The organism is Devosia sp. (genome assembly GCF_039927955.1).
GTDB lineage: Bacteria > Pseudomonadota > Alphaproteobacteria > Rhizobiales > Devosiaceae > Devosia.
In genome coordinates this window covers 1-13,367 of sequence record NZ_JBDSUA010000002.1, presented here as the reverse complement: position 1 = coordinate 13,367, position 13,367 = coordinate 1, and the positions used below count along the sequence as shown (strand labels likewise).

The following is a 13,367-nucleotide window of genomic DNA, read 5'->3' as shown; positions in this document are numbered from 1 at the left end:
CTCACACATGAGCGAAACCCAGATCGAGCTGACCAACATCAACAAGCACTACGGCACCTTTCATGCGCTCAAGGATATCAACCTGCGCATCGAGAAGGGCACCTTCGTAGCGCTGGTAGGGCCTTCGGGCTGCGGCAAGTCCACGCTGCTGCGCTCGCTGGCAGGGCTGGAAAGCATTTCCGGCGGCGCCATCCGCATTGCCGGCGAAGTGGTCAACCAGGTGCCGCCGCGCAAGCGCGACGTGGCAATGGTGTTCCAGTCCTATGCGCTCTATCCGCATATGAAGGTGGCCGAGAACCTGACCTATTCGCTGCGCCTGCGCGGCGTGTCCAAGGCCGATGCTCGCAAGGCGGCCGAGGAAATAGCCACCACGACAGGGCTGACCGGCCTGCTCGACCGCTATCCGCGCGAACTCTCCGGCGGGCAGCGCCAGCGCGTCGCCATGGGTCGGGCGATTATCCGCCATCCCAAGGCGTTCCTGTTCGACGAACCGCTATCGAACCTTGATGCAGCGCTGCGCGTGCAGATGCGCAAGGAAATTCGTGCGCTGCACGACCGGCTCGGGGCGACCTCGGTCTATGTGACGCACGACCAGATCGAAGCCATGACCATGGCCGACTATGTAGTGGTCATGCGTGACGGGATCATCGAACAGCAGGGCCGTCCGCTGGAGCTGTACGATACGCCCGCCAACAAGTTCGTTGCGGGGTTCATCGGGTCTCCCGCGATGAACTTCGTAACGGGCACCATTGCCGCCAGCGGTGCGGATGTGGTGCTCGATCTGCCCGACGCTCCGGTTGTGGCGCTGGGCCGCCAGGCTGACCCGGGGCGCAAGGTTCTGGTCGGGCTGCGGCCCGAGCACCTGAGCCTGGTGCCGTTGGAACAGGCCAGCATCAAGGTGCCGGTGCTGGTGGTGGAGTCCACGGGGTCGATGACCTATGTGACCACCGACACCACCCCACAGTTGACCCTGGTCGAACAGAGCCGCAGCGATATCAAGGCGGGCGATAATGTGGGCGTGCGGATCGAGCCGCACCATATTCACCTGTTCGACGGTGCGACTGAAAAGGCGATTTAAGCCTTAGTTCAGTGCTGAAACACCACAAGACCAGCCGCCGTCGCCATCATAGCGCCGGCGGTTTTGTTCAGGCGGCCCAGCGCCTTCTGGCTGCGAAACATGTCGCGGGCGGCGGACGCCAGCAGGGCATAGCCGCAGCCGATGATCAGCAGCACCGCCACGACGATGAAGGTCAGTTCGGCAAAAGCCAGCGGGTTCATCTTGTCGAGCGGGATCACCGTGGGCAGGATGGCGAGATAGAACACGATGGTCTTGGGATTGCCCATGGTCAGTGAAAAACCGGCGAGGAAGGTTTTGAGCCAGCCTTCGCTGCGCGGCTTCATCTGCTCGGCGCCCGGCTTGGCGGTCCAGAACCTGTAGGCGACGTAGAGCAGGTAGGCGGCACCCGCGAAGCGGATGACGATAAAGACCGGCCCGAATACATGGGCGATGGCCGCAAGGCCAAACACCGCAAAAACAAAATACACCAGGTCGCCGGCCAGAATGCCCAGCACCATGGGGAAGGCGCCCTTGAACCCGCCACCCAGGGCTCGGGCCACGACGGCGGCTACGCCGGGGCCGGGGACCAGCACGGCAATGGCATAGGCAGCGGTAAAGGTGAGGAGGGTGATGGGGTCCATTTGACGTATCCGATGGAGTGAGGGGCGGAAACTACGCTGGGTTTGGGAGAATGGCTAGATACGCTCTGCGTACCGGCCTCCCTCGCCCCTTGAGGGGGAGGGGTTGTCACCGCAACCGCTGACACAAGAAAAGACCCCTCATCCGCCCTTCGGGCATCTTCTCCCTCAAGGGGAGAAGGAAGAAGAAGATTTAAGGCAACCGCGCCAACCGTTCTGTCAGCAGCTTGAAGAACCCCTCGGCATTGCCGTTGCGCAGGTAATTGGCGTTTCGCACGCGGCCAGTGACATGCCAGTAATCCACCACGGTCATACCCACGGTCAGTTCGCTGGCGGTTTCGATGGCGACGTTGCAGTGGCGGCCTTCGAACAGTTCGGGCTTGAGCAGGTAGGCAATCACGGTGGGGTCGTGTAGCGGCGCACCGTCCCAGCCGTATTTTTCCAGGTCAAAGGTTTCCGAGAAGGTCAGCATGGCGTGTACGGCGGCGCCGGTCTTGTTGCCCAGTGCCTTGATGGCGTCGAGACGGGGCGGGGTCGACTGGATCTGATGGGTGACGTCCAGTGGCAGCACTGTGATGGGGGCGCCGCATCGGAGCACCACGTCGGCGGCTTCGGGGTCGACATAGATGTTGAATTCGGCGGCCGGGGTGATGTTGCCCACTTCAAAATAGGCGCCGCCCATCATGACGATTTCGGCGATACGGTCGGCGATCGCCGGCTGCTTGATCAGCGCCATGGCGATATTGGTCAGCGGTCCCAGCGTGCAGAGGGTGATGGTCTTGGATTCGGCCGCCATCAGCGTGTCGATCAGGTAATCGACGCCGTGCTGGGCTTCGAGTTTCTTGGCCGGTTCGGGCAGGTCGGGGCCGTTGAGGCCAGTGTCACCATGGACGTGCTCGGCCGTCACCAGATGGCGGCGCAGCGGGCGGGAGCAGCCGGCGTAGACCGGCACTTCGACGCGGCCCGACAGTTCGACGATCTTGAGCGCATTATTGGCATTGTGGTGCAGGCCGACATTGCCCGCGACGGCGACAATGCCCAGCACATCAAGCTCTTCGCGCGAGGCCAGCGCCAGCAGGATGGCGACGGCGTCGTCCTGGCCGGGATCGGTGTCGATGATGATTTTACGGGGCATGGTTGATCCTCCAGGTGATTTGCACCGATGATAGCGAGTGTGACCGGCGCGGTCGACACTTGCCATCGTGCATCGGCAAAGGAACGTTTACGGCATCGCCTCGTTTGTGACCGAGGAGATTTCCGATCATGGCCAAAACTGCAACCCGCTTGCCCCGCGTGGCCGTCATCCCCGAGGTGGTGGACAGCCAGTTCGAACGCATTCTGGGCAATGCGGCCAAGGGCTCGATGGTGCTTATCGGCCTGGTCGTCCTGCTGGTGGCGCTCGAAGTGGGCAAGGTCATCCTGGCGCCGATAATGCTGGCAATCGTGATTGGCCTGATGTTCGGCCCGGTGGCCGATCGGGTCGAGCGTTTTGGCGTCCCCCCGGCATTGTCTGCGGCTGTTGTGGTGCTGATGCTGATCGGGGTGATTGTGGGTGGCATGCTGCTGTTTGCAGTGCCGCTGTCCGAATGGGTGGCACGCGGGCCGTTGATTTGGGAGAAACTCAAGGCGGAACTGGATAACTGGCAGGCGCCATTGCAGGCAATTGGCTCGTTCCAGCAACAGCTTACCGGAATATTCGGCAATTCCAGTTCAATGGCGGTTACGGTTGAAGATGGCGGTCCGGTGACCAGTATTGCGTTCCTGGCGCCAGCCATTGCGGCGCAGGTGCTGATCTTTCTGGCGAGCCTGTACTTCTTTGTCGCCACCCGCAACCACATCCGGATTTCGGTGCTGTCGCTGTGTATCAGTCGCCGCGTGCGCTGGCGCACTGCGCATATTTTCGAGGACGTCGAGCATCGCGTATCGCGCTTCCTGCTGTCGATCACCTTCATCAATGCCTGTGTCGGCATCGCGGTGTCGCTGGCGATGTGGGCTATCGGCATGCCCTCGCCAGTCCTGTGGGGCGCGCTGGCGGCGGTGCTCAACTACATTCCCTATGTCGGGCAGGGCGTCATGGCGGTGGTGCTGGTGGCGGTCGGCCTGGGCACGCAGACCGGGCTGGAACATATCCTGCTGCCGGTTGGCTGCTATATGGCGATCAACTTTATCGAAGGTCAGCTGATCACGCCGCATTTCATCGGGCGTACCATGACGCTCAATCCGTTCGTGATTTTCCTGTCAATCACCTTCTGGCTGTGGGCGTGGGGGCCGGTGGGTGGGCTGGTGGCCGTGCCGTCACTGCTGATCGTTACTTCGATTCTGGATCATGCCCTGCCACGCAAGCAGTTGATGCCGAGCAAGCCGATTCGGCGGACGCGCAACATGACTGATCGTGAGGCACTGCTGGCCAATGCGGCGGCGGTGATCCGCGAGCAGGCTCAACAGTCCGCCGACGACGCCGATGCGAAAAAATCCAAACTCATTCCACCCGATGGCACCGCGCCAAGCGGCGTTGAAGCTCCGGCGTGACACTGCCCTGCGCTGTGCTTGCTTGACGCGCCGTTTTGTAACCGAACAATGTAACCGTGTGCCGCAGCGACGTGGCAGCAGGTCGGGGACGGTCAGTGGCGGGTGAAGTTATTGCGCAGGGCGCCGAGGCGGTGAGCCACGGCATCAATCTGGTGCCGGTGGTGGCGCTGTTGGCGGCAGGGGTTATTGCCGTACCGCTGTTCAAGCGGCTGGGGTTGGGTTCGGTGCTGGGCTATCTCGCTGCCGGGCTACTGCTCGGACCTTCGGGCATTGGATTGATTCGCGATCCCAGCGCGGTGTTGGCCTCGGCCGAACTCGGCGTCGTGATGTTCCTGTTCATTATCGGGCTGGAAATGGAGCCCGCCAAGCTGTGGGCGCTGCGAAAGCAGATTTTTGGGCTGGGCGTGTTGCAGGTTGCCGGTTGCGGCGCGGTGTTGACCGGCGTCGGGGTGCTGCTCGGGTTCTCGCCGGTGGTGTCGTTTATCTTTGGCATGGGTTTCGTTTTGACGTCCACGGCCATCGTCATGCAAATCCTGGGTGAACGGGGCGAGTTGACCACCGATGGCGGGCAGAAAATCGTCTCGATCCTGCTGCTGGAAGACCTGGCGATCGTGCCGCTGCTGGCAATCATTGCCATTTTGGCGCCATCGACTGGCGACGAAAGCCTGCTGGAGCGCTTTGGCAGCATCGGCATTGCGTTGGGCGCCATCGGCCTGCTGATTTTCCTCGGACAGCGGATCATGAACCCGCTGTTTTCCATTCTGGCCTCGGTCAAGCAGCGGGAAGTGATGACGGCGGCGGCGCTCTTGGTGGTGCTGGGTGCAGCTTTGTTGATGCAGGTCAGCGGCCTGTCGATGGCGATGGGTGCATTTCTGGCCGGCGTGCTGCTGTCGACCTCGACCTTCCGGCATCAGCTGGAGGCCGATGTCGAGCCGTTCCGCGGCATTCTGCTCGGGTTGTTTTTCCTCGCCATCGGCATGTCGCTGGACCTGACCATCGTTGCCGACAACTGGCGGATCATTGTTGTTGCGGTGGTCTGCTACATGATCGCCAAGGCGCTGGTGATCTATGGGATTGCGCGGGCACTGAAATCGGATCACCGGGAAGCGCTGGAGCGCGCCGTTTTGATGTCGCAGGGCGGCGAATTTGCCTTTGTGCTCTACACCACTGCGGCCACCGCTGGCCTGATCGATGCGCCGACCAATGCGATCTTTACCGCCACGGTGATCATTTCGATGGCGATCACCCCGTTCTCGATCATCGCGCTGCGCTATGTGCTGCCGAAAGCAACGCAGTCGATGGTGGGTGTCGAGGTTGCCGAAGGGCTGAACGAACGCATCCTGGTCATCGGCTTTGGCCGGTTCGGCCAGATCACCAGCCAGGCTTTGCTGGGGCAGGGCCATCGCCTGTCGATCATCGACAATGACACCGACATGATCCGCGTCGCGGCGCAGTTCGGCATGAAGGTATATTATGGTGATGGCGCACGGCTCGATATTCTGCATGCAGCGGGCGCGGCCAACGCCGATCTGGTCCTGATCTGTATCGATGACAAGGTCGCCGCCACGCGTATTGCCGAACTATTCCGCACCGAGTTCCCATTGGTCAAGGTGATGGCGCGTGCCTATGACCGAGTCCATGCCATCGAGCTGATCAAGGCCGGCGTCGACTACCAACTGCGCGAAATGTTCGAATCGGCAATCGTGTTTGGTGGTGAAGCAATCCGGATATTGGGTGCTGCCGAAGACGAGGTCGAAGCCGTGCTTGACGGGGTACGCGAACGAGACCGGCTGCGGTTCGAGGGACAGTTGCTCGACAATTCCGATCCGCTCGATCTGGCGCGCAGCCTTTTGCTCAGGAACGCTGCCGATCAGGCGCGTGAAGGCGGCGTGGACTTGGCCCCGGCGCAAATCGAGAAATCGGTTGCCGATGCCGTCATCCCGCCACCGCAAACCTGATCCGCACGGCTCCAAAAGTTTAAGGGCTTTCAACTGCATAAATTAAGTGCAAGACTGCTCGAACTGAGGGGAATACATCGTCATGAAACCTGGATTGCGAAATGCCGCAACAGCCGATCGTTTTCGACGCCCCTACGCCAGAGCCTCGCGCCACTACCGTTGAGGCTATTCAGGCCGAAATCCTTGAACGGCTGATCTATTCGGTCGGTAAAGACCCTATTGTTGCCCGTAAGTATGACTGGCTTGCCGCCACCATCCTGACGGTGCGCGACCGTGTGATGGATCGCTGGATGGAGTCATCCAGAGAGACCTGGCGCACGTCGCAGAAGCGCGTCTATTACCTTAGCCTCGAGTTCCTGATCGGTCGCCTGATGCGCGATGCGATGAGCAATGTTGGGCTGATCGAACCGGTGCGCGACGCGCTCAAGAACCTCAATGTCGATCTGGGCGACCTGATCAACCTCGAGCCCGATGCGGCTCTGGGCAATGGTGGCTTGGGCCGGTTGGCGGCGTGTTTTCTTGAATCGATGTCCTCGGTCAAAATCCCGGCCTATGGCTATGGTATTCGCTATGTGCATGGTCTGTTTCGGCAGGAAATGAGCGAAGGGTGGCAGGTTGAGCTGCCCGAAGAATGGTTGGCGCACGGCAATCCGTGGGAATTCGAGCGGCGCGAAAGCGCCTATGAAGTCGGCTTCGGCGGCGCCGTGGTGCCGGTGACCGATGCGGATGGCAAGGTGCGCCAGGAATGGCGCCCGAACGATCACGTTCTGGCCGTTGCCTTCGATACCCCGATCGTCGGGTGGCGCGGGGCGCGGGTGAATACGCTGCGCCTGTGGTCGGCCCAGCCGATCGATCCGATCCTGTTGGACAAGTTCAACTCGGGCGACCATATCGGCGCGCTGGAAGAAAGCTCCCGCGCTGAAGCGATCACCCGCGTGCTGTATCCGGCTGACGCCACGGCGGCAGGCCAGGAATTGCGCCTACGGCAGGAATTCTTCTTCTCGTCGGCATCGCTGCAGGACATTGTTCGGCGGCATCTGCAGCAATATGGCGATCTCGGCTCGCTGCCGGACAAGGTGGCGATCCATCTCAACGATACCCATCCGGCGATTTCGATCTGCGAGTTGATGCGCATCCTGATCGACGAGAATGGCATGGAATGGGCGGCGGCCTGGAAGCTCTCCAAGGGCGTGTTTGGCTATACCAACCATACGCTGCTGCCCGAGGCGCTGGAATCGTGGCCGGTGGCACTGCTGGAGCGGCTGTTGCCGCGCCACATGCAGATCATTTACGCGATCAATGCCGAGGTTTTGACGGAAGCGCGGGTGCGAGCCAAGTTTACCGAGGGCCAGATCGCCAATGTGTCGCTGATCGACGAAAACGGCGGTCGGCGCGTGCGTATGGGGCAACTGGCGTTTGTCGGTTCGCATTCGATCAACGGCGTTTCGGCGCTGCACACCGAACTGATGAAAAAGACGGTGTTCTCCGACCTGCACAAACTCTACCCGGACCGCATCAACAACAAGACCAATGGCATCACGCCGCGACGCTGGTTGATGCAGTGCAATCCCGGGCTTACCAAGCTGATCACGGAGCGGATCGGACCGGAATTCCTCGACAATATCGATCTGCTGCAGGGCCTGAATGCCCATGCCGACGATCCGACGTTTCAGGAACAGTTCGTTGCGGTCAAGCAGGCCAACAAACAGCGGCTGACCGGGCTGATCAAGGACCGGATGGGCATTACCGTTTCGCCCAATGCGATGTTCGACGTGCAGATCAAGCGCATCCATGAATACAAGCGTCAGTTGTTGAACATCATCCAAGCCGTTGCTGAATATGATGAAATTCGGGCGCATCCGGAACGCGACTGGGTTCCGCGCGTTAAGATCTTCGCGGGCAAGGCGGCGCCGGGCTACTGGAACGCCAAGCTCATCATCAAGCTGATCAACGACGTGGCCAAGACCATCAATAACGACCCATCGGTGCGCGGCCTGCTCAAGGTGGTGTTCCTGCCAAACTACAATGTTTCCCTGGCCGAGGTCATCGTGCCTGCCGCGGACCTGTCCGAGCAGATTTCGACCGCCGGCATGGAAGCATCGGGCACGGGCAACATGAAGTTCATGGCCAATGGTGCAGTGACCATCGGCACCATGGATGGTGCCAATGTCGAAATGCACCATGAAGTGGGCGAAGAAAACATCGTCATCTTCGGTTTGACTACCGAGGAAGTGAACGACAAGCGCGCCCGCAGCGAAGTGCCGCGTGCCGCAATCGATGCGTCGCCCCGGCTCAAGGAAGTGCTGGAATCGATCAGTTCCGGCGTGTTCTCGCCGGATGATCCCAACCGGTATCGGGATCTGATCGGCGGGCTCTATGACCATGACTGGTTCATGGTGGCGCGCGATTTCGAAGCCTATTCGGCGGCACAGGCCAAGGTGGACACTATCTGGGCCGATACACGCCGCTGGAACGCCATGGCGATCCGCAACACGGCCCGGGTTGGCTTCTTCTCGTCAGACCGGACAATCCGGCAGTATGCCGAGGACATCTGGGGCGTGAAAGTGCCGAACGCCTAGACGATTATAGGGCCTCGCCGTTGCGAGCGGTGAGGTCCGAAGCGATGCGCATCCCAGGGGTGGGGTGTGCGCAGCGTGTTATTTTGGTGAGGGGAAGCGCGTTTGACCAAGGAAAACTGGCAGGCAGATATCAGGGAAGTTGAAGCAATTGTGGGTGGCCAGCACGGCAATCCGTTTGCATTTCTTGGGCTGCAGAATATCGACGACCAATTCGTGCTGCGTGCCTTTGTTCCCAATGCTGAAATGCTGACGGCGTTTACGCTCGACGGCAAGGAGCTCGGCCATCTGATTCCGCGCCACAAGGCCGGGTTCTTCGAGGGCAAGGTCAAGATCGAGCAGCAGCAGCCGATCCGCTACCACGCCAAGAATGCCGGCGGCGAATGGGATGTGTACGACCCCTATAGCTTCGGCCCGGTGCTGGGCCCGATGGATGATTATTACATCGGTGAGGGCAGCCATTTGCGGCTGTTCGACAAGCTCGGCGCCCACGAGATGGAATTCGAGGGCATCCACGGCACGCATTTTGCGGTATGGGCGCCCAATGCGCAGCGCGTCAGCGTCGTCGGTCCGTTCAATGATTGGGACGGCCGCCGCAATCCGATGCGCAAGCGCTACGATACCGGCATCTGGGAAGTGTTCGTGCCGGTGCTGGGTACCGGGACCATCTACAAATACGAAATTTTGGGTCCAAACGGCGAAGTTCTGCCGCTCAAGGCCGATCCGTTTGCGCGCCAATCGGAACTGCGCCCGAAGAACGCTTCGGTGGTGCCGGATCCGACGCCATTCAAATGGACCGATGCCAAATATATCGAGGAGCGCGGCCAGCGCGATTGGCGCCGCACGCCGATGTCGATCTATGAGGTGCATCTGGGGTCATGGCGGCGCCGTCCCGATGGCGGGTTCCTGACCTATGATCAGCTTGCCGAGCAGTTGGTGCCCTATGTGGCCGACATGGGTTACACCCATATCGAGCTGTTGCCGATCACCGAGCATCCGTTTGATCCAAGCTGGGGCTATCAGCCGGTCGGCATGTATTCGCCCACCGCGCGCCATGGCGATCCGGCGGCGTTTGCCCGCTTCGTCGATGCCGCGCACGAGGCCGGTCTGGGCGTTATCCTGGATTGGGTTCCGGCCCATTTTCCGACCGATGAGCATGGTCTGGCTCATTTCGATGGCACCGCGCTTTATGAACATGCCGATCCGCGGCAGGGGTACCATCCGGACTGGAACACGGCGATCTACAATTTCGGCCGCAAGGAAGTGGTGTCCTACCTCGTCAACAACGCCTTGTACTGGCTGGAGACATTCCATCTCGACGGGCTGCGCGTCGATGCCGTGGCGTCGATGCTGTACCTCGATTACTCGCGCCAGTCGGGCCAGTGGGTGCCCAACAAATTTGGTGGCAACGAGAATATCGAGGCGGTGGAGTTCCTGCGCCGCGTTAATACCGAGGCCTATCGCCTACATCCCGGCACCATGATCATTGCCGAAGAATCCACCTCATGGCCGGGCGTCAGCCAGCCAGTGCATACTGGTGGGCTGGGGTTCGGGTTCAAGTGGAACATGGGCTTCATGAACGACACGCTCAAATATATGAGCCGTGAGCCGGTGCATCGTCGCTTCCACCACAACGACATGACCTTTGCTGCCATATACGCCTTTTCGGAAAACTTCGTGCTGCCGCTCAGCCACGACGAAGTGGTTCACGGCAAGGGTTCGCTGATCGACAAGATGACGGGCGATGACTGGCAGCAGTTTGCCAATCTGCGCGCCTATTACGCGTTCATGTGGGGTTTCCCCGGCAAGAAGCTGCTGTTCATGGGCCAGGAATTTGCTCAGCGTGAAGAGTGGGCCGAGGCCAAGGCGCTCGACTGGTGGCTGCTCGACGCCGGTATGCACGAGGGCGTGCGGCGGCTGGTGACCGATCTGAACACCGCCTACCGGCAGTTGCCGGCGCTGCATGCCCGCGATTGCGAGCCTGAAGGGTTTGAGTGGATCATTGGCAATGACCACGCCAACTCGGTGTTTGCCTGGGTGCGCCGCGCGCCGGGCGAGGATCCGGTGGTGTGCGTCTCCAATTTCACGCCAGTGCCACGCGAGAACTATACCATCCCGATGCCGGTCGCCGGCAAATGGGTGGAGCGGATCAATACCGATGCCGGTTGGTATTCGGGGTCCAATACAGGCAATCAGGGCGTGGTGACGGCGCTGGAAGGCAAGGGCGGGCATTGGCCGGCTTACGCCAATCTCTATCTGCCACCGCTGTCGACGCTGTTTTTGAAATTCGAGCCGGATTGATCCGGTATCGGTGCACAGACCCGGATTAATCCGGGCACTATGAGGAGGGTATAATGGCTGACTATAGAGTTCCATCACCGCTCGCACGCGAGGCCATGGCCTACGTCCTCGCCGGTGGCCGCGGGACACGACTGATGGAATTGACCGACCGGCGCGCCAAGCCGGCGGTGTATTTCGGCGGCAAGTCGCGCATCATCGATTTCGCGCTGTCCAACGCCATCAATTCGGGCATTCGCCGTATCTCGGTGGCGACGCAGTATCAGGCGCACAGCCTGATCCGCCATCTGGGTCGTGGCTGGAATTTCCTGCGCACCGAGCGAAACGAGAGTTTTGACGTGCTGCCGGCCAGCCAGCGCGTCAAGGAAGACATGTGGTATGCCGGCACTGCCGATGCGGTGTACCAGAACATGGACATCATCGAGGATTATGGTCCGCGCTATATCGTGTTGCTGGCGGGCGATCATATCTACAAGATGGACTATGAAATCATGCTGCGCCAGCATGTGGACACCGGGGCCGACGTGACCATCGGGTGCCTGGAAGTGCCCCGCATGGAAGCAGCGGGTTTTGGCGTGATGCATGTCGATGGCCGCGACCGGGTGATCGATTTTATCGAAAAGCCCAAGGACCCGCCTGGCATTCCGGACAAGCCGGACATGGCGCTGGCTTCGATGGGCATCTATGTGTTCGAGACGCGGTTCCTGATGGAACAGTTGCGTCGCGACGCCGCTACAGAAGGCTCCAGCCGCGATTTCGGCAAGGACATCATTCCCTATATCGTCAAGAACGGCACTGCCTGGGCGCACCGCTTCACCCGCTCCTGCGTTCGTTCCTCGAAAGAAGAAGTGGCCTACTGGCGCGACGTTGGCACGATTGATGCTTACTGGAAGGCTTCGATCGATCTGACCGACATCAATCCACAGCTCGATCTTTACGATCGCGATTGGCCGATCTGGACCTTCGCGGAGATCACGCCACCGGCCAAATTCGTGCACGATTTCGAAGGCCGCCGCGGCTCCGCCGTCAACTCGCTGGTCTCCGGAGACTGTATCGTGTCGGGCGGTGCGCTGGACCGGACGCTGTTGTCGACAGGCTCTCGCGTTCACTCGTATTCCGAACTGCATGAAGCGGTGGTGCTGCCGTACTGCACCGTCAATCGCGGTGCCCGCCTGCGAAAGGTTGTCGTCGACCGGGGTGTCGTCATTCCGGAGGGCCTCGTCGTCGGAGAGGATCCGGAGTTCGACAAGAAGTGGTTCCGCCGAACCGATGATGGGGTGACGCTGATTACACAGCCGATGCTCAATCACTATCAGGCGAGCAAATGATCGAAATCGTCTCGGTCACGTCGGAGGTCTACCCGTTGATCAAGACGGGTGGGCTGGCCGACGTGACAGGTGCGTTGCCGCGCGCCCTTGCGGATCACGGCGTGAACGTGCGGACACTGGTGCCGGGCTATCCGGCGGTCATGAGCGCGCTCGAAGGCGAGACAACGCTTGCGTCCTATGCCGATTTCTTCGGCGGGCCGGCGGCGCTGATCGCCGGGCGGGCGAAGGGTCTCGATCTGATCGTCCTCCAAGCCGATCATCTGTTTGATCGCCCCGGCAATCCCTATCTGGGGCCCGACCGGAAAGACTGGCCGGACAATTGGCGGCGTTTTGCTGCCCTAAGCTATGCCGGTTATGAAATCGGGCGCGGGGCGGTGGATGGCGCAACGCCGGACATTCTGCACTGCCACGATTGGCAGGCGGGGCTGGTGCCTTCTTACCTGCGGTTCAACGGCGGAAGCCGCGTGAAGACCATCCAGACGGTTCACAACATCGCGTTCCAGGGCCTGTTCGGCTGGGACATTTTCAACGAGCTGCGACTTGATTTTCGGGCGGCTCGCGAAAGCGCGGTCGAGTATTACGGGCAGATAAATTATCTCAAGGCGGGCCTGCAGATTGCGGATGCGATCACCACGGTGAGCCCGACTTACGCCCTCGAAATCAAGACGCCGGAATACGGCATGGGGCTTGAGGGCATCCTGCGGTCGCGGGCGGACGTGCTGGTGGGGATCACCAACGGTATCGACGATCGGGAGTGGGATCCGCAGCTGGATCCGACCCTCCATACGAATTTCGGCCACAACAGCACCGATCAGCGCCAGGCAAACAAACGTGCGTTAGAACTACGCTTTAGCCTCGACGACACACCGGGGCCGCTGTTCGCCGTCGTCAGCCGGCTGACGCGGCAGAAGGGGCTCGACATGCTGGTGGAGCATGTCGATACGCTGGTCTCAATGGGCGCCAAGCTCGTCGTGCTCGGATCC

Annotated in this window: 9 protein-coding genes; 7 read left to right on the top strand and 2 right to left on the bottom strand. The window is 60.8% G+C overall.

Annotated elements, in window-relative coordinates; translation table 11 throughout:
* The first annotated feature begins 7 nt into the window (after nt 1-7).
* On the top strand, nt 8-1,078 hold the full coding sequence (locus ABIT12_RS00500) for an ABC transporter ATP-binding protein (RefSeq protein ID WP_348044196.1): 1,071 nt from the start codon (nt 8-10) through the stop codon (nt 1,076-1,078).
* A gap of 8 nt (nt 1,079-1,086) precedes the next feature.
* Here the strand turns inward: ABIT12_RS00500 and ABIT12_RS00495 are convergent, their stop codons facing one another.
* Both ABIT12_RS00495 and ABIT12_RS00490 read right to left on the bottom strand, forming a co-directional pair.
* The gene (locus ABIT12_RS00495) at nt 1,087-1,698 is read right to left on the bottom strand and encodes a LysE family translocator (RefSeq protein ID WP_348044194.1); all 612 of its coding nucleotides are present in this window, start codon (nt 1,696-1,698) and stop codon (nt 1,087-1,089) included.
* A gap of 190 nt (nt 1,699-1,888) precedes the next feature.
* Nucleotides 1,889-2,830, bottom strand: coding sequence for a nucleoside hydrolase (locus ABIT12_RS00490; RefSeq protein WP_348044192.1), 942 nt, complete (start codon nt 2,828-2,830; stop codon nt 1,889-1,891).
* A gap of 128 nt (nt 2,831-2,958) precedes the next feature.
* Here ABIT12_RS00490 and ABIT12_RS00485 point away from each other — a divergent pair, with 128 nt between their 5' ends.
* The 6 genes from ABIT12_RS00485 to ABIT12_RS00460 form a co-directional block, all read left to right on the top strand.
* Nucleotides 2,959-4,224 carry an AI-2E family transporter gene (locus ABIT12_RS00485; protein WP_348044190.1) on the top strand — a complete coding sequence of 422 codons (1,266 nt, stop codon included), beginning with the start codon at nt 2,959-2,961 and terminating at the stop codon, nt 4,222-4,224.
* Nucleotides 4,225-4,319: 95 nt separating this feature from the next.
* Complete coding sequence (locus tag ABIT12_RS00480; RefSeq protein WP_348044188.1) at nt 4,320-6,182, top strand: monovalent cation:proton antiporter-2 (CPA2) family protein; 1,863 nt, start codon at nt 4,320-4,322, stop codon at nt 6,180-6,182.
* A gap of 101 nt (nt 6,183-6,283) precedes the next feature.
* Nucleotides 6,284-8,761: a glycogen/starch/alpha-glucan phosphorylase gene (locus ABIT12_RS00475; protein ID WP_348044186.1), complete on the top strand. Its 2,478-nt coding sequence runs from the start codon at nt 6,284-6,286 to the stop codon at nt 8,759-8,761.
* A 102-nt stretch (nt 8,762-8,863) separates the two neighbouring features.
* Nucleotides 8,864-11,059, top strand: a complete 2,196-nt coding sequence (glgB, locus tag ABIT12_RS00470) for a 1,4-alpha-glucan branching protein GlgB (RefSeq protein WP_348044184.1) — start codon at nt 8,864-8,866, stop codon at nt 11,057-11,059.
* A gap of 53 nt (nt 11,060-11,112) precedes the next feature.
* Nucleotides 11,113-12,384 carry a glucose-1-phosphate adenylyltransferase gene (gene glgC / locus ABIT12_RS00465; RefSeq protein ID WP_348044182.1) on the top strand — a complete coding sequence of 424 codons (1,272 nt, stop codon included), beginning with the start codon at nt 11,113-11,115 and terminating at the stop codon, nt 12,382-12,384.
* The coding region (locus ABIT12_RS00460; protein ID WP_348044180.1) for a glycogen/starch synthase at nt 12,381-13,367 on the top strand (987 nt) is incomplete at its 3' end. The genes glgC and ABIT12_RS00460, both read left to right, overlap by 4 nt.